This is a genomic window from Actinocrispum sp. NPDC049592 (assembly GCF_040675465.1).
Lineage (GTDB): Bacteria > Actinomycetota > Actinomycetes > Mycobacteriales > Pseudonocardiaceae > Kibdelosporangium.
In genome coordinates, this window is the sequence record NZ_JBFAPA010000001.1 from 523,322 (window position 1) to 542,578 (window position 19,257).

Sequence of the window (19,257 nt, forward strand, 5' to 3'; positions counted from 1 at the left end):
GGTACCCAACTCGGCATCCGACTCGCCTGCCCACGCCGCCACTGACTCAGCGCCCGAACCCGACCGAGGATCCACGTCAGCAGCCCACGACTGGCCCGACTCAACACCGGCGCCCAACTCGGCATCCGACTCGCCTGCCCACATCGGAGTTGACTCAGTGCCCGACTGCGCTTCCAGGTCGGCGGCCCACTCCGGGGCCGGCTCACGCCCCGGCTCGTCTGTCCAGGCCGACTCGGCCGCCGGGCCGGACTCAGTGTCCGTCTCCTCTGCCAGGGCCGAGGTCGGCTCAGCGGCCGGGCCCGGCTCGCCTGCAGTGTCCGGCTCAGCAGCGGCTGGCTCGGCCACCTCGGCCGAGGCTGGCTCAGCAGCCGAGTCTGGTCGCGCTTCCGGCTCATCTGCCGAGGCCGACTCAGCGTCGGGGCTCGGTTGCGTGTCCGGCTGATCGCCGTGGGACTCAGCGGAGGTCGGTTGGGGGTCCGGCTGATCGGTGGTCGGGTCGTCTGCCTCAGCGGTGGGTTCCAGGTCGGCATCGGAGTGTTGCTCCTCCTCGGCCGAGGGCGGCTCCACGTCCTGGACCGCCTCACTCACTGACGTTGGCTCGGGGTCCTGGTCTCCCGAGGCCGGCACCGGGAGTTCCGCGGCCGCCGCCTCAGACCCACCAGCCGAGACCGGCTCGGTGGCAGGGGCGCCAAGTGCGGACGGTTCCCCCTGCTCACCACCCGCGTCAGACTCGACGTCGGCCGGAGACGCGTGGGGGTCGGCGGGCACCGGGGATGTGGAGGAGGTGGCGGGGAGGTCGTCGTCGGCGGTCGGCCACTCCGGGTGTCGCTGGTCTGACACTCAGTCCTCCTGGTCAACATCACATCGGTACCAGCCGCCGTGATGCCGGCCGAGTCCACGTCGTGGTCCAGACTAGTGGCGGACACCGACCGAAGATGATGAGCGAGGAAAGCGCGTGGAGTTCGACGTCACGATCGAGATCCCCAAGGGCGTACGCAACAAGTACGAGATGGACCACGAGACGGGGCGGATCCGGTTGGACCGGACTCTGTTCACCGCCACCCAGTACCCGGCCGACTACGGCTTCGTGGACAACACGCTCGGCGAGGACGGCGACCCGCTGGACGCGCTCGTGCTGGTGCAGGAGCCGACGTTCCCGGGCTGCCTGATCCGCAGCCGCGCGATCGGCATGTTCCGGATGACCGACGAGAAGGGCGGCGACGACAAGGTCCTCTGCGTCCCGGCCGACGACCCCCGCTCGGAGCACCTGCGGGACATCCACCACCTCAACGAGTTCTACCGCCTGGAGATCCAGCACTTCTTCGAGGTCTACAAGGACCTCGAGCCGGGCAAGAGCGTGGAGGGCGCGACCTGGGTCGGCCGCGTCGAGGCCGAGGCCGAGATCAACCGGTCCTACGAGCGTCTGAAGAACCACTAACTGAACAAAAAGGCCCCCGGGACAACCCGGGGGCCTTTTCAGTAATCCGTCAGTGCACCGCCACCGGTGCGGCAGCTGCCTCCTCGGCCTGCTGCTGCACGCGCGACTTGTTCGACAGCGGGATCTCCTTGACGAACCAGACCAGCGCGAACGCGACCAGCATCACGATCCCGCCGACCATGAACACGGTGTCCAGCGAGCTGGCGAAGCCCTGCAGGATCGGCCGGGCCAGCGCCGGGTCCATGTGGTTGAGGAACTCGGTGTTGTTCAGGTCGAGCCCGCCACCGCCCTGCAGGCCCTGGGCCGCGCCGGCGTTCGCCGGGTTCTGCAGCGCCGCGATGAACGCCGGGTCCGTGCGGGCCGAGGCGAACGCCGAGGCGATCCGGTCGGCCACCACGCCGAACAGGATGGACAGGAACACCGCGGTGCCCACCGTGCCACCGATCGACCGGAAGAACGTCGCCGACGAGGTCGCCACGCCCATGTCCTGCACCGGCGCCTCGGCCTGGATCGCCAGCAACAGGCTCTGCATGCACAGGCCGAGCCCTGCACCGGCCAGCAACATCACCAGCATGGTCTGCCAGAGCGCGGTGTCCACGGTGATCTGCGCGAACAGGAACAACGCCACCGCGGTCGCGCCGGTGCCCAGGATCGGGAAGATCTTGTACCGGCCCGTCTTCGAGGTGAACCGGCCGCTGCTCATCGCCGAGACCATGATGCCGAGCACCATCGGCAGCGACATCAGACCGGACTCGGTCGGCGTCGCGCCCTTGACGATCTGCAGGTACAGCGGCAGCGACATCATCATCCCGAACATCCCGATGCCCATGATGAAGTTGATGACGTTCACCAGGGAGAACACCGGGCGGCGGAACATCCGCATCGGCAGCAGCGCCGCGTCGCCCATCCAGCGCTCGACGAACACGAACGCCACCAGGCCGACGAAACCGGTCACGAACATGGCGATCGAGGCGGTCGAGCCCCAGCCCCACTCGCGGCCCTGCTCGGCCACGATCAGCAACGGCACCAGGCCCAGGGTCAGCGTGCCCGCGCCCCAGAAGTCGATCCGCTGCCGCACCTTGACATGCGGCACGTTCAGTACCCGCGAGACGACCACGAGAGCCAGCAGCGCGATCGGCACGTTGAGCAGGAACACCCAGCGCCAACCGGTGATGCCGGCGAACGTGTCCAGGCCGGCGAACAGGCCGCCGATCAACGGACCGGCCACACTGGACAGTCCCCAGACGCCCATGAAGTAACCGGTGTAGCGGCTGCGCTCCCGCGGCGTGGTGATGTCGGCGATGATCGCCAGCGCCAGCGACATCAGGCCACCGGCACCGAGGCCCTGCACCGCGCGGAACGCGGCGAGCTCGTACATCGAGGTCGCGATGCCCGACAGCAGCGAGCCCGCCAGGAACACCGAGATCGCGGTGAGGTACATCGGCTTGCGCCCGAAGATGTCGGACAGCTTGCCGTACAACGGGGTGGAGATGGTCGCGGTGATCAGGTACGCGGTGGTGGCCCAGGCCTGGATGGTCTGGCCGTGCAACTGGTCGGCGATGGTGCGCATGGCCGAGCCCATGATCGTCTGATCGAGGGCGGCCAGGAACATGCCGAGCATCAGCCCGGACAGAATCGTCAGGATCTGCCGGTGGCTCAGCGCGCCGGCCCGTTCGGGGGCTGCCCCAGTGGCGGCTGTGGCCTGGTCTGACATCAGTTCTCCTCTGCGGCGCGCGCCTGTTCGGCGGCGCACTGTTCGATAATGTCCGGAATGTGGCGTTCGTGGTCGGTCACGAACCGCTCGAACAGTTCGGCGAACCGTTCGCGGTCGGCCTCCGGCCAGTGCGCCAGAAACCGGGCGATCGAGCCGGCCTTCTGCCGCTTGCGGGTCTCCAGGAGCTGGTGCCCCTTGTCGGTGACCGCGAGCAGGCTGGCCCGGCCGTCGGCCGGGTCGGCACGACGCTCGATCAAGCCGTCCTTGACCAGCGCGGCTACCTGCCGGCTGATCGTCGAGGGGTCCGAGAAGACCGCCTCGGCCAGCGCGTTGGACCGCATCGGCCCCATCGCCGTCAACGCGTGCAGCAGGATCATCGACGTCCGGTCGATCCCCAACTTCGCCAGCTGCGACGCCACCGCGGTCCACTGCCGGGACATGCCCATCATGGCGTTGCCGATCCGCGTGCCCAACTCCATTTCCCGTGGGGTCAGTTCGTCAGCCATCGTCTCGACGGGTGCTGCGGCCATGATGGTTCCCTCGTTGCTCACTCTGTGTGATTGCTTGTATCAGCCAATTACTTGTTCGATACAAGCATGCGCTTCGATGGTTGACCGATGCAAACAATTAAGCTGTGAGCCGAATCGCAGCACGGTCAGTGCGCGGGGGTGAACTCCCGGTGAGCCAGCGCGGCCGCGCCGATGGCGACGGCATGGTCTCCTAGCTGGGCGGATTCGATGAGCAGACCCTTGTTCGGGTCCAGCACGGACGCCTGGACGGCCGCCCGGCACGACTCCTCGAGCAGGTCCCACGCACCCAGCACGCCACCGCCGAGGACCGCGATCTGGCTGTCCAGGATCGTCGCGACGGTCGCGATGGCCTGCCCCAGCGCCGCGCCCGCCGCCGAGTAGACGTTCATGGCGGCTCGGTCGCCCGCTCGGGCACGGTCTGCCACCTGGATGGCACCAATGTTCTGCCCGTACCGGCGGCTGATCGACAAACCGGAGGCCACCGATTCAAGGTGCCCGCGCGCCCCACAAGTACACGGCTCGTCACCGAACCCAGGCGTGTGGCCGATCTCCCCCGCCCCACCACCCGCGCCGTGCAGCAGCACGCCGTCGCTGATCAGCGCGCCGCCGATGCCGGTGCCGACGGTGATCCCGAACGCGTGCCGGAACCCTTTCGCCGCACCCGCGACGGCTTCGCCATGCAGGAACGCGTTGACGTCGTTGTCCACCACCACGGGAAGGCCCAGCTCGCGCGTGAAGACATCGCCCAGCCTGGTGCCCGCCCAGCCGGGAAAGGAGTCGCTGGCCGCGGTGACTTGACCGGTCACCGGGTCGATCACCCCTGCCGCACCGACACCGATCCCCTGCGCACCGGCGCTGATCTCACGGGCGAGCTCGACCGCTGTGCCGAGCATCCGGCCCGGTGCCGACTCCGCGCGGCGGCTGTCCAGGATCGTCAAGCCGTCGTCGCACCGGACCACTTCGATCTTGGTGCCGCCGATGTCCACGCCGAGCCAGCTCATCGATGCTCGATCCGGCAAGCAGATCTTCGGGAGATACTCACGGCCATGCAGGTGGAGATCAGTGTGGAGTCGTTGGCAGGCGCGAGAATCGCCCAGGAGGCCGGTGCGGACCGGGTGGAGCTGTGCGGTTCGCTGTCCGAGGGCGGCCTCACACCCAGCTGGGGCCTGATGTGGCTGGTCCCTGGGGTGATCGACGCGCACGTGCTGATCCGGCCACGGCCGGGCGACTTCAGGTACTCCGGCGACGAACTGGACGTGATGTTCAAGGACATCGAGGGTGTGGTGCTGTCGGGTGCCGACGGGATCGTGATCGGCGCGCTCGGCGAGGACGGCCTGCTGGACCCGGTCTGCGAGGAGTTCGTCCAGGCCGCCGGGGAGCTGGAGGTCACGCTGCATCGCGCGATCGACGTCAGCGCCTCTCCCGAGCGCGTACTCGACCAGGCGATGGAGATGGGGTTCGCCCGGGTGCTCACCTCGGGGCAGCAGCGGTCCGCGGTGGACGGTGCCCCGCTGATCAAGTCCCTGGTGGCGCAGGCGGGTTCGGACATCGAGATCATGGCGTGCGGCGGGGTGCGCGCGTCGAACGCCCTGGAGGTCATCGCGGCCACCGGGGCTGCCGCCGTGCACGCTGCCCCGCGAAAGCCGGTGACCGGGGTGCCTGGCGGCATGGTGTCGTACGCGGGCGCTGGTGTGCCCGAAGGGTTCGACCACTTCGAGACCGACGCCGACGAGGTCACGGCGCTGTGTGCGGTCATCCGCGGCTGACCCGCCGTTCGCGCTGCTCAACCGGATCCGGCACGGGCGCCGCGGCGAGCAACTTCTTCGTGTAATCCTCTTGCGGGGCACCGAAAACGTCGTTCCGGGCGCCCTGTTCGACGATTTTTCCTTGGTGCATCACGGCGACGCGGTTGGCGAGCAGGTCGACCACGGCGAGGTCGTGGCTGATGAACAGGCACGAGAACGCGAACTGCTGCTGCAGGTCGAGGAACAGCTGCAGGATGCTCGCCTGTACGGAGACGTCGAGCGCGCTCGTGGGTTCGTCGGCGATCAGCAGGTCGGGGTTGAGGGCGAGGGCTCGGGCGATGCTCACCCGCTGGCGTTGTCCCCCGGACAACTCGTGCGGGTAGCGGTCCTTCAGGGCCTCGCCCAGCTCGACCGCGTCGAGCAGCTCGGCGACCCGTTCCTTGCGGTTCTTCTTGTGGTGCAGGACAAGGGGTTCGCCGATGCACTCGGCGACGGTCATCCGCGGGTCCAATGAGGACGCCGGGTCCTGGAAGATCATCCCGATCCGGGAGCGCAGCGGCTTGAGCCGCTTCGGCGAGGCGATGTCCTGACCGAACAGCTCGATCGTGCCCGCGGTGGGTTTCTGCAGGCCGACCGCGCACCGGCCGACGGTCGTCTTGCCCGAGCCGGACTCGCCGACCAGGCCGAGCACCTCGCCTTTGCCGATCTCGAAGGAGATCCCGTCGACCGCCCGGTGGCCGCCGAAGGACACGGTGAGGCCGTCGACCTTGAGCACGGGCTCGGCGGGTTCCGGCTTCTTGGTGCCTTCGCCGAGGCGCGGCACGGCTTTCAGCAGGCGCTTGGTGTAGTCGTGGCGGGGCTTGAGCAGGACGTCCTCGACCGGGCCCTGCTCGACGATCTTCCCCTGGTACATCACGATCACGCGGTCGGCGAGGTCGGCGACGACGCCCATGCTGTGGGTGATCAGCACGATCGCGGTGCCGAGGCGGTCTCTCAGGTCGCGGAGCAGTTCGAGGATCTCGGCCTGGACGGTCACGTCGAGGGCGGTCGTCGGTTCATCCGCGATGATCACCTTGGGGTCGCAGGCGATCGCCATCGCGATCATCACTCGCTGCCGCATGCCGCCGGAGAGTTCGTGTGGGTACTGCTTGACGCGCAGTTCCGGTTTGTCGAGGCCCACCAATGTGAGCAGCTCGCGAACGCGGTCTTTTCGTTTGTCCTGGCCGAGGTCGCGGTGGAGTCTGATGGCCTCGTCGAGCTGCCAGCCGATCGTGCGGACCGGGTTGAGCGCGGTCATCGGTTCCTGGAAGACCATCGCGATCTCGTTGCCGCGCAACCTTCGCAGCTCGTCGGCGGGCAGGTCGAGGACCTCGTTGCCGCCCAGCCGGATGTCGCCCGTGACCAGCGCGCGCTTGGGAAGCAGGCCCATCGCGGACATCGCGGTGACCGTCTTGCCTGAGCCGGATTCGCCGACCACCGCGACCACTTCGCCCTCGCGGACGGCGAAGCTGACCGTGTTGACGGCTTGGACGTCACCGAACCGCACGGAAAGGTCGTCGAACTTCAGCACGACATCCATCAGTGGCCCCCGAACTTGACGTCGAAGGCGTCCCGGAGGCCGTCGCCGATGAAGTTGAACGCGCACACCGTCATCACGATCAGCAGCCCCGGCGGCAGGATCAGCCACCACGCGCCGTCGTGCGCGTAGGTGAGGCCGTCGCTGAGCATTCCGCCCCAGTTCGCCGCGGGCGGCGGAATGCCGAGGCCAAGGAAGCTGACATACGCGACGAGCAGGACGGCGTCCGCGATCTGGAAGGTCGCGTTGACGATCACCGTGCCGATGGCGTTCGGAATGATGTGCCGACCGATGGCGCGGAGATTGCCGCCGCCCATCAGCCGCATCGACTCGACATACGCGCGGCCTTTGAGCGCAACGGATTCGGCGCGCATCAACCGTGCCGGAACCAGCCACGACACGAGGCCGATGACGAGGATGAGCATGGGCACGCTCGGTGTCGTGATCGCGGCGGCGACCACAAGCAGGAATAGTGCGGGGATTGCGATTCCGGCGTCGACGACCCGCATCATCACCGCTTCGATCCAGCCTCCGGCGTATCCGGCTATCGCGCCCCACAGAGTGCCGATCAGTGTTGCGAGGACGCCCGCGGCGAGGCCGATCACCAGGCTCGTTTGTCCCGCGAGCATGAGGCGGCCGAGGAGGTCGTAGCCGAGGTCGTCCGTGCCCAGGGGGTGACCGTTGACTCCGGGTTTGAGACGGCCTTCTTTGAGCGCGGTGAGCACCTGCTCGGTGTGGTAGAAGAGCGGGCCGATGAAGCAGAAGACAAGGAGCAGGATCAGCAGGGTGAAGCCGACGATCGCGAGTTTGTTGCGCAGGAAGCGTTTCGCGCGCCTGACGTTGGGGCCGCTCATGTCTTCACCCGCCTGGTGCGCGGGTCGATCAGCGCCTGCGCCACATCGGCGAGCAGACTTCCGACCACGGTGGCGATCGAGATGATGAGGACTACACCGAGGAGGATCGGGAAGTCGCTGGTCTGGGCGGCGTTCCAGAACAGCAGGCCCATTCCCGGGTAGTTGAACAGTTTCTCGACGACCAGGGCGCCGCCGAACAGGACGGGCAGGTAGTAGCCGAGCATTGCCACGACTGACGTCAGCGAGTTCCTGAAGACGTGTTCGCGGAGGATCCGGCTTTCCGAGGCGCCTTTTGCCCTTGCTGTGCGCACGTAGTCCTCGTCGAGGTTGTCCACAACGGACGATCGCAGGTATCGGCTGAAGATGGCGATTGTTGCCGCGGCTCCGGTGAGGACCGGGAGGACGAGGGCTTTCGGGTCGGCGAAGATCCCGCCGAGAGTGGTCGCCTGTGGGGCCTGGACCGGGAAGATCTCCCAGTTCAGGGCGAAGGCGATGAGGAGGATGAAGCCGAGGAGGAAGACTGGGGTTGAGTACATCAGCAGGGTGATCGCGCTCAGCACGTAGTCGGTGGTTTTGTTCCTCCGGACTGCTTGCCAGACTCCGAGCGGGATGGCGACGAGGAGGGCGACCAGTGTCGAAAGCACTGTCAGCACAAGCGTCTTGGGCAATCGCGACGAGATCAGATCCCCGACCCTCAGGTTCAGCTGATACGACTCCCCCAGATCGCCGGTCACCAGCCGGCCCAGGTAGTGCAGGTACTGGATGGGCAGGGGCTGGTCGAGTCCTTGGTCGTGTTCGAATGCCTTGATCTGCTCCTCGCTGGCTTGCAGGCCCAGGATTCCCCGCGCCGGCCCACCAGGCAGTTGATGCAGGATCACGAATACCACAAGCGTGACAACGAAGATGACGACAATCGCCTGCAGAACCCGCCACGCAAGGTACCTAGCCACGGCCACGCCCCAGCGCGACAATCCCACCCAGCCCAGTGAGGGTCGTGAGCTGGGGTTTCACGAGGTTGTCCAGCGTTGGGGTTGCATGCTGGCGAGGGGGTCTTGGGTGCCGACGTTGAGGTTCTTCTTGATGGCGCTGATCTGGTAGGCGGGGTTGGGGAGCCAGATGACGGGGAGTTGTTTGGCGAGATAGTCGCTGTAGGCCTTCATCGACGCCTCGTCGGCGGTGAAGGTGGTGGCGCTGATCAGTTCGTCGGCTTTGGGGTCTGTGTAGCTGCCGAGGTTGGAGGTGGCGCCGGTGCCGAAGATGCGCTCGCCGCTGGGGTAGGCGGGGAAGTACCAGCTGCCCTGGGTTCCGAAGAACGACAGCTGCCAGGAGCATTCGGGCTGCTCGGGTTTGCACGGTTTGGTGTTGCCCAGGACCGTGTTGAGCGGGGCTTGTTTGAGGTCGAGGGCCACGCCGATCTTCGACAGCGACGACTTCAGCTCCGCCATCATGTTGTCGGTTTCCTTGGAGCCGCTTTCGGCCAGCAGCGTCAGCTTGAGTTGGGTGCCCGCGGCGATGCCTGGGCCGCACGCGCCCGGGTCGGTGCAGGAGGCGACGCCGTCCGCGCCGATGGCCCAGCCGTGTGACTCCAGCAACTGCTTGCCCTTGGCCACATCGAACGGATACGGGTTGGACTTCTGGGTGTCCGACAGGAACGGCGAGGAGTTGTCCTGCGGGATCGGGCCATACCCGGGGACGGCCATGTCACGCCAGATGTTCTTGGCGATCGACTCCTGGTCCACCGCGTACTGGATCGCCTGGCGCACATACAGTTGCTTGAAGACCGGGCCGGCTTGGGGGTTGTTGAAGTTGTACGGGATGTAGGTGATGGCCCAGCCCTTCCACGGCTGGATCACGTACCCCTTCTGCTCCAGCGAGTCCTTCTGGTTCAGGTTCGCCGAGGCCAGGTAGCCGTAGTCCAGGCCGTTGGTCTGCAACACGTTGAACTCGGCGTCCGCGCTGGTGAACGGCTTGAGCGAGACCTTGTCCAGCTTGGGCTTGTCCTGGCCGGTGTACTTCTGGTTGCGCACCAGCGTGACCTGGCCTGAGGTGGAGTACTCCTCGATCGCGAACGGGCCGTCAACGACCTTCCACAGTGGATTCGAGGTGTACGAGGGCAGGTCCTTGGCCTGGGACACCAGGAAGTCGAACACCTGCTGGGCGCCCGCCTCAGTGCGGTCGTTGTCGCCCACCGCGCCGTCCGCGGATGTCTTGTCCCACGCGGACTGTGGCAGCGGCCGGACGTTGGTCAGCTGGTTGGCGGTGAACCAGTCCGGGCTGTAGGCCTTGTCCAGCGTGAACGTGAACGTCTTGTCGTCGGTTGCGGTGAACCCGGTGATGTTGTCCGGCAGCCGGCCCTTGGCGTACCCGCCCCACTTGGACTTGTTGGCCTTGACCAGGTTGTACCAGAACTCGACGTCCCTTGTGGTCAGTTTCTGGCCGTTGGACCAGGTCAGGTCGTTCAACGTGATGGTGACCGACTTGCCGTCCGCGCCGTACTTCGGTGGCTGCGCTGCGCTGGCCTTGGGGTCCATCGCGACCGTGCCGGAGGTGCCGTTGTACGAGTACAACGGCGTGTACAGCACCTCGTAGATGCTGGAGTTGTAGCTGGCCAGGTAGCCGGGGATGCCCAGCGGGAAGATCCAGTTCGGGGTGGCGTTGGGCGGTAACGCGAACGACACCGTGCCCTTGGCCGCGCCAGGTGGTGTCGGTTCGGTACCGCAGGAGGCGGCGAGCAGGGCAACGGCGGCGACACCGGCGGTCAGCAAGCGGCGATTCATCACGCCTCCCCGAGTCTGTGGGTGATTCGCCGGACGGTAGTAGTGGAGGCGAACAAAACACAAGACCGGTCGCCGCAAGCGTCCGATTGAGGTAGCGTTTTCGACGTAACTTGGTTCGCTGCTGAACAAAGATCGACCAAAGGGGAGGGAATGGCGCAGGCTCCCACCGCCGAGATCCTCCGGCTGGTATCCACCGGCGCGGCCTCGTCCCGGACCGACCTCGCCCGCCTGCTCGGCCTGGCGCGCTCGACGGTGTCGGTCCGCGTCCAGGAACTCCTCGACGCGGGCCTGCTCGCCGAGACTGGCGAAGGCCCGTCCCGTGGCGGCCGCCGACCCCGCGTTCTGAGAGCCGCGGGCGGCGGCGGGTACGTCATCGGCGCGGACCTGGGCGCGCAACACGCCCGCGTCGCCGCGTTCGACCTCTCCGGCGAACGCCTGCACATCGACGACTACGAGCTGGACATCACGACCGGCCCGGAAAGCAGCCTGGCCACGCTCGCGGCGATCGTCTCCGGGATCCGCGATCTCCTGCCCGGCCAGCAATTCCTCGGCCTCGGCCTCGGTCTGCCCGGGCCGGTGAACTTCCCCGGAGGCCGCGTCGAAGGCGCGTCCCGCATGCCCGGCTGGCACGGTTACGGCGTTCGTGACTGGCTCGCCACCAGGCTCGAAGTCCCGGTGGCGGTCGACAACGACGCCAATGTCGTCGCGCTGGGGGAATTCCACACGCGCAACCGCGGTCCCGAGCACCTCGTGGTGGTCAAAGCCGGTACGGGTGTCGGATGTGGAGTGATCGCGAACGGTGTCGTTCACCGCGGCGCCAACGGTGTTTCCGGCGACGTGAGCCACGTCCGGGTGTCCGCGGGCGGCGATATCCCGTGCGGCTGCGGCAATACCGGTTGTCTCGAAACGATCGCCAGCGGAGCCGCGCTCGCCCAGAGCGTCGGCCTAGCGCACACCGCGGACCTCGTCGAACTCGCCAACAACGCCGACCCGACGGTGACGGCAGCGGTGCGGCGCGCGGGCGGCCAGCTGGGCGAGGTACTGTCCACAGTGGTCAACTTTTTCAATCCGCACGCCGTCCTGCTCACTGGCAGACTGGCAGCCATCGAGCCGTTCGTGGCCGCGGTCCGTGGTGCGCTGTACGAACGCTGCCTGCCGATGGCCACGCAGAACCTCGAGGTCTCGGTGGCGTCCGCCGGGGCCGACGCGGGTTCGCTCGGTGCTGGTTTACTGGCACTGCACCTGGTGCACAGCAGGAAGGACTGACGAGTGCGGATCGGGATCGCCGGGATCGCCATCGAGAGCAGCACGTTCTCCCCGCACCGGACCAGCCTGGCCGACTTCCGGGTCACCCGGGGCGCCGACCTGCTCGCCCGCTACGCCTGGACACGGGACTCGGACATCGAGTGGGTTCCCTTGCTGCACGCGGTTTCCCTGCCCGGCGGCGCGGTGCTGACCGACGTCTACGAGGAGCTGAAGTCCGAGATCCTGGCCCGGCTGGTCGGTGCAGGGCCGCTGGACGGGTTGCTGCTCGACATCCACGGCGCCATGAGCGTGGTCGGCATGACCGACGCCGAAGCGGATCTGGTCGCCGCGATCCGCGCTTCGGTCGGACCGGACGTGCTGATCTCGGCGTCGATGGACCTGCACGGCAACGTCTCGCACGACTTCGTCCAGCAGCTGGACTTAGTCACCTGTTATCGCATGGCACCGCACGAAGACGCCTGGGAGACCAGGGAAAGGGCCGCGCGCAACCTCGTCGCCCGGCTGACCTCGGGCACCCGGCCGCACCTGGCGTGGGCGCAGATCCCGGTCCTGCTGCCCGGCGAGAAGACGAGCACCCGCATCGAACCCGCGAAGAGCCTCTACGGTCAGCTGGAGGAAATCGAGGCGGGCGAAGGGATCCTGGACGCGTCGATCTGGGTCGGTTACGCGTGGGCGGACGAACCCCGTTGCCAGGCAGCGGTTGTGGTCACCGGCGATGACGCGGAGCGAGTCCAGCGGACCGCCACCAAACTGGCCAAGGACTACTGGCAGGCGCGAGCCGACTTCGCGTTCGTCGCCCCCACCGGAACCCTCGCCGAATGCATCGCCGTGGGCCTGGAAAGCCGCGCCCGCCCGTTCTTCATCAGCGACTCCGGTGACAACCCCACCGCGGGTGGCGCCGGTGACGTGTCCTGGACGCTCGGCAAACTCCTGGCCTACAAGTCCCTCTCGGCGATCTACGCCAGCATTGTCGACCCCGCCGCGGTGGCGAGCGCCCGGTTCGGCGGCGAAGTGGATCTCCTGGTGGGCGGCAAGATCGACCCCGGCCCGGCCGGCCCGGTGCGGTTGCGCGGGACGGTCACGAAGGTGGTCGACGACCCGGTCGGCGGCGTTGTCGCCGTGGTGAAGTCCGGTGGTGTCAACGTGATCCTCACCGAACGCCGCAAGCCCTACCACCTGGTCAAGGACTTCACGGATCTCGGCTTGGACCCGGCGGCGGTCGACCTGACCTTCGTCAAGATCGGCTACCTGGAGCCGGAACTCTACAAACTCGCCCGCGGCTGGCGCCTCGCGCTGACCCCAGGCGGAGTGGACCAGGACCTGCTCCGCCTGGGGCACATGAGGATTCAGCGCCCGATGTTCCCGTTCGACCCGGACATGCCCGACCCGGACCTCAACGCGGTGTTGATCCGCTAGTGCTGTGGCCGGGTAGGTTTGCCGTGTTATCGGCGGATCCAGGTTTTCGCTGGGCGTGCGGCCGGAAGGTCCTCGTACCGGGTTGTACTTGGGCCTTTCGGCCGTGCGTCCAGCGGAAAGCTGGGCCGTCGAGAACCGGTGAACCTATCCGGTCACAGCACTAGGCCCAGCCGGGCATCGGGTAGCCGGTGAGCAGCTCACGGATCTCACCGGCGATGCGCTCGATGGCGGCCTCGTCACCGTTGTTCTCGGCCTGGATGGTCAGGTCGATCCACTCGGCGATCTGGGCCATCTCGTCGACGCCCAGGCCGCGGGTGGTGACGGCGGCGGTACCGAGGCGCAGGCCGGAGGGGTCGAACGGCTTGCGCGGGTCGAACGGCACGGTGTTGTAGTTCAGCTCGATGCCCGCGCGGTCGAGGGCCTTGGCGGCCGGCTTGCCCGCGATGCCCTTGTTGGTCAGGTCGATCAGGATCAGGTGGTTGTCCGTGCCGCCGGAGACCAGGTCGAAACCGCGTTCGGTCAAAGCAGCGGCCAGGGCGGCGGCGTTGGCGACGATGTTGTGCGCGTACGTGCTGAAGGTGGCCGCCTGGGCTTCCTTGAGCGCCACGGCGATCGCGGCGGTCGTGTGGTTGTGCGGGCCGCCCTGCAGACCGGGGAAGACCGCCTTGTCCAGTGCCTTCGCGTGCTCGGCGTCGGACATCAGCATCGCGCCGCGCGGGCCGCGCAGAGTCTTGTGCGTGGTGGTCGAGATGACCGGCGCGTGGCCGACCGGCGAGGGGTGCGCGCCACCGGCGATCAGGCCGGCGATGTGCGCGATGTCGGCCACCAGGATCGCGCCGACCTCGTTGGCGATCTCGGCGAACGCCGGGTAGTCGATGGTGCGCGGGATGGCCGTGCCACCACAGAAGATCACCTTCGGCCGCTCGGCCACCGCCAGAGCGCGGACCTCGTCCATGTCGACGCGGCCGGTCTCCTTGCGCACGCCGTAGGCCACGCTGCGGAACCACTTGCCGGTGGCCGACACGCTCCAGCCGTGCGTCAGGTGACCGCCGGCCGGCAGCGCCATGCCCATCACGGTCTCACCCGGGTTGAGGAACGCCAGGTAGACGGCGAGGTTCGCGGGCGAGCCGGAGTACGGCTGCACGTTGGCGTGCTCGACGCCGAAAACGGCCTTGGCGCGTTCGATCGCGAGCGTCTCGACCGGGTCGATGACCTGCTGGCCTTCGTAGTAGCGCTTGCCGGCGTACCCCTCGGAGTACTTGTTCGTCAGAACCGTGCCGGTGGCCTCCAGGACCGCGGTCGACACGTAGTTCTCCGACGCGATGAGCCGGATCTTCTCGTACTGGCGTTTGGCCTCGGCTTCGACCAGACCGGCGATCTCGGGGTCGGCGGCGGCGAGTTCGGTAATCGCTGGCTGATGCACCCTGCGGATCCTAGTTGCCCGGCCCTGGCCCGAACGGGTGCCATATAAGTTACTGGCGGGTAATATCGCCCGCATGGACTACACGATGATCGGCGAGGCCATGCGGAACACCGTTCCGTGGGTAAGGACCGTGGGCGTGACCTTCAAGGAGATCACCGCCACCCGCGTCGTCACGCAGCTGCCGGACGACCCCGCACTGCACAACCACGTCGGTGGTCCGCACGCGGCAATGACGTTCGGCATTGGTGAGACCGCTTCGGGCGCCGTTCTCCTGGCGGCTTTCGCCGACCAGCTCGGCCGCGCCACGCCATTGGTCGCGCGCACCGAGATCGCGTACAAGAAAATCGGCAAAGGCGACCTCACCGCCGAAGCGGTATTGGGCCGCCCGGCGCAGGAGATCGTCGCGGAACTGGACGCCGGAACCCGCCCGGAATTCCCGGTCCACATCACCATCTCGAACAGCGAAGGGGAGACCACCGCCGAGATGACGGTGGTCTGGACCCTGCGTCCGAACCGCTGACCTAACCGATCACCACGCCCATCGAACGAGCGGTGCCGGCGATGATGCGCATCGCCGCCTCGACGTCGGATGTGTTGAGGTCAGGCAGTTTCCGCTCGGCGATCGCGCGCAGCTGGTCCTTGCTCAACGTGCCCGCGACCACGTGACCGGGCCGGGGTGACCCCTTCGAGCCGAGCGCCTTGCGGATCAGGAACGCGGTCGGCGGGGTTTTCAGGCGCAAGCTGAAGGTCCGGTCCTCGAAAACGGTGATGACGACCGGGACGATGTCTCCGCGTTGCGCCGCGGTGGCGCCGTCGTACTCCTTTTTGACCGCCACGAGGTTGACACCGGTCTGGCCGAGCATCTTGCCGAGCTCGGCCACCGGCGCCTCACCCGCGGTGAGCTCCATGGTGACCTGATGGGTTTTCCGTTTGGGAGGCATCGCTCGCCGTCCTTTCTCCGACGACGAGCGACGCTAAAGTCTCCGGTTACGGGAGAGTCAAAGTCATTTACTTCAATCGCCAGGTCTTGCTGTCGAACAGGACGCAGATGCCCGGCGACATGACGATCACGCGCAGGGTGCCGTCGCGCTCGTCGTAGTCGATGCCCTCGACCTCGAACGACCCGCTGCAGCCACTTTCCTGCGGCAGCGCGCCGAGCGCGGTGACGTGCGCGGACACATCGCTGTTGGACAACGGACCGGCCAAGTCCACCTGCAGCAGCGGCTTCTTGATGCCGAACAAGGTGCCGTCCGGGTCGTCCGACGCGCACAGCAGCCGGGTCGCCGAGGTGAAGTCGCAGCCCTGGATGTCGCGGACGTTGTGGTCCAGCCGGATCACCGAGGCGAGCGGCAGGTTCTGCGCGGGGTTCGTGAACGCGACGCCCGGCATGGGGTGCACGAGCAGCCGGTTGTTGGTGCCCCACTCGCCGGCGACCATCCACTGCCCGTCCGGCGACACCGCCGAGAACGAGTTGTTGTTGGCCTCCCAGGACTCCAGGGCGTGCTGGTACTCCGACCAGACCCCGGTGGGCGACTCGACGCGGAACAGCTTGGCCCCGCGGTCGTCGCGCTGGTACGGCTCGACGTACCAGCCGAGCGCGGTGCCCGGGTCGCCGACGTGGTTCCAGCCCCGGACGGAGATGCTCGCCGGAATGGTGCCGACGCCGGTGTACCGGAAGATCGTCTGGTTCGGCCGGACGATCGAGGCGAGACCCTGACTCTCGTCCAACGCCCGCGCGCGGTCGGAACCGATGGGGTTCCACGGGCCGACCGGCGAAGCGGCCTGCGCGAGGGCAGGGGCCAGGCCGGTGAGCAGCACAGTGATCAAAGAACTGAGAACGGCAACAGTGCCGATTCTTCTGCCTACTCTTCGCATGCGGGATGCATAACAGCCCTGTTCACCCAGCGGAACCCGCCACATGAAGTATTTTCACATTATTGGGGCTGGCTTGGCCTGGCGAGCCGCAGCGCCGCGTCGAGCTCGACGTGCGCCTCGGGATGCTCGGCCCACCACCGCGTGAAGTGCGGGTTGCGGTCCACCACCGCTCTATAGGCATGCGCTGCACAGGCGAAGGCCTCGTGCGCCCGCCCCGCGACCAGGCCGTCGGTCCGGGTCGCCACCATCACCCGGATCGAGATGGGGTCCCCGCGCAGCGGCCGGACGACGATGCCGTCCCAGTTCCGGGACGCCGGGGAGGCCAGCGAGACCGCCCCCGCCGAGATCAACGCGCGGGCCGCGCCGGTCTCGATCGCGTGATGGGTGATCCGCGGGCTGAACCCGAGCGTGGCGCAGGCGGAGTGCAGCTGGCCGCGAGCACTGTCGTACTCCGGGGGCAGCGCGACCCATTCATACGACGCGAGCTCGGCCAAGGGAACGGTGTCATAGGACGCCAGCTGGCTGTGTTGGGGAACGGCCACGAACTGCGGCTCGTGCAGCAGCGTCCGGACCTCGACCCCGGACAGCTGACGGCGGTCGACCCCCTCGAAGTAGTCGAACACGGCGATGTTGGCCCGCTTGGACACCAACATGTCGAGCAGCGCCTGCCAGGACCAGTCGATCTCGGTGCGCACCTCCGTACACCGGAACCGCGCCCGTAACTCCTCCACCAACTGCGAGACCCAGAGCATCGGCATCGCGGCCGCGACGAACGGCCCGTGCGACGGCCCGCTCGCACGTTCCCGCGCCGAGGACAACAGCTGAGCGAGGTCGTCGAGAACGACGTGGGCCGAACGGATGACGTACCTACCCAGGTCGGTCGGCACGCTACCCGCAGGCGTTCGTTCGAAGAGCTGTCCGCCGACCAACCGCTCAACCGACCGCAGTTGCGCGCTCAACGCCGGCTGGGTGAGGCCCAGGCGCGCTGCGGCCTTTGTCACACTGCCTTCCTCGGCGATGGCGCAGACGGCTCGCAGATGACGAAGCTCCAACTCGGCCATAAGGGTTCTTGATACCCCTTTTGGATGAGCAGGAGCTAGTGGCCGGGGGCATATTTTCGTTGTCCGGTCAGATCCGACCGGCCAGCGGAACGCTCAAATCGCCCCTCACCGCTCCACAGGAACAGATGCCCGGCCGGTCGCCTGCTTGACCGGCCGGGCATCTCAGTGATCGCGGAGTGTGTTCACACCGTCCGGCAGAGTGAAGAGGTGCTTCCCCTCGGTATTGGCTTAGTGACCAAGGGCACCTACATTAGGTGTCGACATGAGGGTGCAGCCGGTGACGGGGAGCATGGGCAGTTGACGAAGCGGTCTGGGTTCCTTGCGGCCTTCCGCGTGGTGGAGTTCCGCGCGCTGTGGGGCGCGGAAGCGCTTTCCCAGCTGGGCGACCAGCTGGCCCGCGTCGCGCTGGCCGTCCTCGTCTACGCGAGAACGAACTCCGCCGCACTGGCCGCGCTGACCCTCGCGCTGAGCATCCTCCCCTCGTTCATCGGGTCCACCCTGTTCGCCGGCCTGGCCGACCGCTATCCCCGGCGCGAGGTCATGGTCGTCTGCGACGTGATCGCGGCCGCGCTGGTCATCGTGATGTCCATCGAGGGCATGCCACTGGGCATCGTCTGCCTGGCGATGGCCGGGGTGTCCTTCGTCGGCGGCCCGTTCAAGTCCGCGCGGCTCGCCCTGCTGCCCGAGGTGCTCTCCGGCGAGGCCTACGTCGCCGGGCTCGCGGCCCGCGGCATCACCATCCAGATCGCCCAGCTGCTCGGCTTCACGGCCGGTGGCCTGGTCGTCGCGCTGATCAACCCCTATGTCGCGCTGGCGATCGACGCGGGCACGTTCCTGCTGTCGGCGCTGCTGGTCCGGATCTACGTGCCCTACCGCCCGGCCCCGGCGAGCCCCTCGGCACGCAAGCTGTTCTGGGCGTCGACCGCGCGCGGGGCCAAGATCATCGCGAGCATCCCCGGCCTGCGGTCACTGTATGTCCTGACGATGCTCGCCGGTCTGTACGTCGGACCGGAGGGTCTGGCGCCCGCGTGGAGTGCCGAACTGGGTGAGACGGCCAAGGTGGTCGGCCTGCTGATGGCCGCCCCGGCCGCCGGGCTGATCGTCGGCTCGTGGGCGTTCACCAAGTTCGCCGGGCCCGAGCTGCGGCCCCGGCTGGTCGGTCCGCTCGCGGCGCTGACCGGGTTCTGCTTGATGCTGTGCGTGTTCCAGCCGGGACTGTGGGTGGCGCTGGCGCTGCTGGTGCTCAGCGGGCTCTGCAGCTCGTATCAGGTTCAGGTGGGCGCGACGTTCGCGACGTCCGCGCCCGCGGAAAGCCGCGCTCAGGTGATGGGCCTGCTCAACTCCGGCGTGCTGACCGCGCAGGGGCTGGGCGTGGTGCTCGCCGGCGTGGTGGCCGAACAGATCGGTGTCGCCAACACGGTGGCACTGGCTGGAGGTATCGGCCTGGTCATCGCACTCCCAGCGGCGGCGGCATGGAACCGCGCCACCGCCGCCCGGGAAACCGCCACCGGATGAGGACGATCCGGCAAAGGCGCCGGATCCGGCCCTCAAAACTCGATGATCGCTCGCATGACGGGTACCT

General features: G+C 67.6%; 17 protein-coding genes and 1 pseudogene. 6 read left to right on the top strand and 12 right to left on the bottom strand.

Going from position 1 to position 19,257, the window contains the following annotated elements; all coding sequences use genetic code 11:
- A pseudogene (locus AB0J95_RS02455) lies at positions 1–840 on the bottom strand (hypothetical protein); the annotation flags it as partial.
- A gap of 115 nt (positions 841–955) precedes the next feature.
- Between AB0J95_RS02455 and AB0J95_RS02460 the strand changes: the two are divergent.
- Positions 956–1,438 (top strand): inorganic diphosphatase, encoded by a 483-nt coding sequence (locus tag AB0J95_RS02460; RefSeq protein ID WP_364751219.1) that lies wholly within the window; start codon positions 956–958, stop codon positions 1,436–1,438.
- 49 nt (positions 1,439–1,487) lie between these two features.
- Here the strand turns inward: AB0J95_RS02460 and AB0J95_RS02465 are convergent, their stop codons facing one another.
- From AB0J95_RS02465 to AB0J95_RS02475, 3 genes are all read right to left on the bottom strand, one after another.
- On the bottom strand, positions 1,488–3,152 hold the full coding sequence (locus AB0J95_RS02465; RefSeq protein ID WP_364751221.1) for an MDR family MFS transporter: 1,665 nt from the start codon (positions 3,150–3,152) through the stop codon (positions 1,488–1,490).
- Positions 3,152–3,682: a MarR family transcriptional regulator gene (locus AB0J95_RS02470; protein ID WP_364751222.1), complete on the bottom strand. Its 531-nt coding sequence runs from the start codon at positions 3,680–3,682 to the stop codon at positions 3,152–3,154. The genes AB0J95_RS02465 and AB0J95_RS02470 overlap by 1 nt, the downstream gene beginning before the upstream one ends.
- Positions 3,683–3,807: 125 nt before the next feature.
- Complete coding sequence (locus AB0J95_RS02475; protein WP_364751224.1) at positions 3,808–4,683, bottom strand: ROK family protein; 876 nt, start codon at positions 4,681–4,683, stop codon at positions 3,808–3,810.
- Between the two features lie 45 nt (positions 4,684–4,728).
- Between AB0J95_RS02475 and AB0J95_RS02480 the strand changes: the two genes are divergently transcribed.
- Positions 4,729–5,448, top strand: a complete 720-nt coding sequence (locus AB0J95_RS02480; RefSeq protein ID WP_364751226.1) for a copper homeostasis protein CutC — start codon at positions 4,729–4,731, stop codon at positions 5,446–5,448.
- On the opposite strand, the gene AB0J95_RS02485 is transcribed toward AB0J95_RS02480, so the two are convergent.
- The 4 genes from AB0J95_RS02485 to AB0J95_RS02500 are packed head-to-tail and all read right to left on the bottom strand — an operon-like array spanning position 5,435 to position 10,634.
- Entirely contained in the window at positions 5,435–7,006 is a 1,572-nt protein-coding gene (locus tag AB0J95_RS02485) for an ABC transporter ATP-binding protein (protein WP_364751230.1), read from the bottom strand. The genes AB0J95_RS02480 and AB0J95_RS02485 overlap by 14 nt on opposite strands.
- Positions 7,006–7,857, bottom strand: a complete 852-nt coding sequence (locus AB0J95_RS02490) for an ABC transporter permease (RefSeq protein WP_364751231.1) — start codon at positions 7,855–7,857, stop codon at positions 7,006–7,008. Before AB0J95_RS02490 ends, AB0J95_RS02485 begins: the two co-directional genes overlap by 1 nt.
- On the bottom strand, positions 7,854–8,807 hold the full coding sequence (locus tag AB0J95_RS02495) for an ABC transporter permease (RefSeq protein ID WP_364751232.1): 954 nt from the start codon (positions 8,805–8,807) through the stop codon (positions 7,854–7,856). Before AB0J95_RS02495 ends, AB0J95_RS02490 begins: the two co-directional genes overlap by 4 nt.
- 57 nt (positions 8,808–8,864) lie before the next feature.
- Positions 8,865–10,634: a peptide ABC transporter substrate-binding protein gene (locus AB0J95_RS02500; RefSeq protein ID WP_364751235.1), complete on the bottom strand. Its 1,770-nt coding sequence runs from the start codon at positions 10,632–10,634 to the stop codon at positions 8,865–8,867.
- A 150-nt stretch (positions 10,635–10,784) separates the two neighbouring features.
- Between AB0J95_RS02500 and AB0J95_RS02505 the strand changes: the two genes are divergently transcribed.
- Positions 10,785–11,900, top strand: coding sequence for an ROK family transcriptional regulator (locus AB0J95_RS02505; protein ID WP_364751237.1), 1,116 nt, complete (start codon positions 10,785–10,787; stop codon positions 11,898–11,900).
- Between the two features lie 3 nt (positions 11,901–11,903).
- Positions 11,904–13,316 (top strand): M81 family metallopeptidase, encoded by a 1,413-nt coding sequence (locus AB0J95_RS02510; RefSeq protein WP_364751240.1) that lies wholly within the window; start codon positions 11,904–11,906, stop codon positions 13,314–13,316.
- 160 nt (positions 13,317–13,476) lie between these two features.
- On the opposite strand, the gene glyA is transcribed toward AB0J95_RS02510, so the two are convergent.
- Complete coding sequence (gene glyA, locus AB0J95_RS02515; RefSeq protein WP_364751243.1) at positions 13,477–14,739, bottom strand: serine hydroxymethyltransferase; 1,263 nt, start codon at positions 14,737–14,739, stop codon at positions 13,477–13,479.
- Positions 14,740–14,839: 100 nt separating this feature from the next.
- Between glyA and AB0J95_RS02520 the strand changes: the two genes are divergently transcribed.
- Complete coding sequence (locus AB0J95_RS02520; RefSeq protein ID WP_364753412.1) at positions 14,840–15,259, top strand: DUF4442 domain-containing protein; 420 nt, start codon at positions 14,840–14,842, stop codon at positions 15,257–15,259.
- Position 15,260: 1 nt separating this feature from the next.
- Here AB0J95_RS02520 and AB0J95_RS02525 read toward each other — a convergent pair whose 3' ends face one another.
- The 3 genes from AB0J95_RS02525 to AB0J95_RS02535 all read right to left on the bottom strand — a co-directional run bounded on the left by AB0J95_RS02525 (position 15,261) and on the right by AB0J95_RS02535 (position 17,675).
- Complete coding sequence (locus AB0J95_RS02525; RefSeq protein WP_364751245.1) at positions 15,261–15,680, bottom strand: 50S ribosomal protein L11; 420 nt, start codon at positions 15,678–15,680, stop codon at positions 15,261–15,263.
- 67 nt (positions 15,681–15,747) lie between these two features.
- Positions 15,748–16,614, bottom strand: a complete 867-nt coding sequence (locus tag AB0J95_RS02530) for a hypothetical protein (protein WP_364751247.1) — start codon at positions 16,612–16,614, stop codon at positions 15,748–15,750.
- Between the two features lie 59 nt (positions 16,615–16,673).
- Positions 16,674–17,675, bottom strand: a complete 1,002-nt coding sequence (locus tag AB0J95_RS02535; RefSeq protein ID WP_364751250.1) for a LysR substrate-binding domain-containing protein — start codon at positions 17,673–17,675, stop codon at positions 16,674–16,676.
- A 297-nt stretch (positions 17,676–17,972) separates the two neighbouring features.
- Here AB0J95_RS02535 and AB0J95_RS02540 point away from each other — a divergent pair, with 297 nt between their 5' ends.
- On the top strand, positions 17,973–19,190 hold the full coding sequence (locus AB0J95_RS02540) for an MFS transporter (RefSeq protein WP_364751252.1): 1,218 nt from the start codon (positions 17,973–17,975) through the stop codon (positions 19,188–19,190).
- Positions 19,191–19,257 lie beyond the last annotated feature (67 nt).

Coding starts and splice junctions, on each gene's coding strand:
- AB0J95_RS02520 (WP_364753412.1), top strand. CDS start 14,840: ATGCGGAACACCGTTCCGTGGGTAAGGACCGTGGGCGTGACCTTCAAG.
- AB0J95_RS02525 (WP_364751245.1), bottom strand. CDS start 15,680: ATGCCTCCCAAACGGAAAACCCATCAGGTCACCATGGAGCTCACCGCG.
- AB0J95_RS02470 (WP_364751222.1), bottom strand. CDS start 3,682: ATGGCCGCAGCACCCGTCGAGACGATGGCTGACGAACTGACCCCACGG.
- AB0J95_RS02490 (WP_364751231.1), bottom strand. CDS start 7,857: ATGAGCGGCCCCAACGTCAGGCGCGCGAAACGCTTCCTGCGCAACAAA.
- AB0J95_RS02475 (WP_364751224.1), bottom strand. CDS start 4,683: ATGAGCTGGCTCGGCGTGGACATCGGCGGCACCAAGATCGAAGTGGTC.
- AB0J95_RS02535 (WP_364751250.1), bottom strand. CDS start 17,675: ATGGCCGAGTTGGAGCTTCGTCATCTGCGAGCCGTCTGCGCCATCGCC.
- AB0J95_RS02480 (WP_364751226.1), top strand. CDS start 4,729: ATGCAGGTGGAGATCAGTGTGGAGTCGTTGGCAGGCGCGAGAATCGCC.
- AB0J95_RS02530 (WP_364751247.1), bottom strand. CDS start 16,614: ATGCGAAGAGTAGGCAGAAGAATCGGCACTGTTGCCGTTCTCAGTTCT.
- AB0J95_RS02505 (WP_364751237.1), top strand. CDS start 10,785: ATGGCGCAGGCTCCCACCGCCGAGATCCTCCGGCTGGTATCCACCGGC.
- AB0J95_RS02485 (WP_364751230.1), bottom strand. CDS start 7,006: ATGGATGTCGTGCTGAAGTTCGACGACCTTTCCGTGCGGTTCGGTGAC.
- AB0J95_RS02465 (WP_364751221.1), bottom strand. CDS start 3,152: ATGTCAGACCAGGCCACAGCCGCCACTGGGGCAGCCCCCGAACGGGCC.
- AB0J95_RS02500 (WP_364751235.1), bottom strand. CDS start 10,634: ATGAATCGCCGCTTGCTGACCGCCGGTGTCGCCGCCGTTGCCCTGCTC.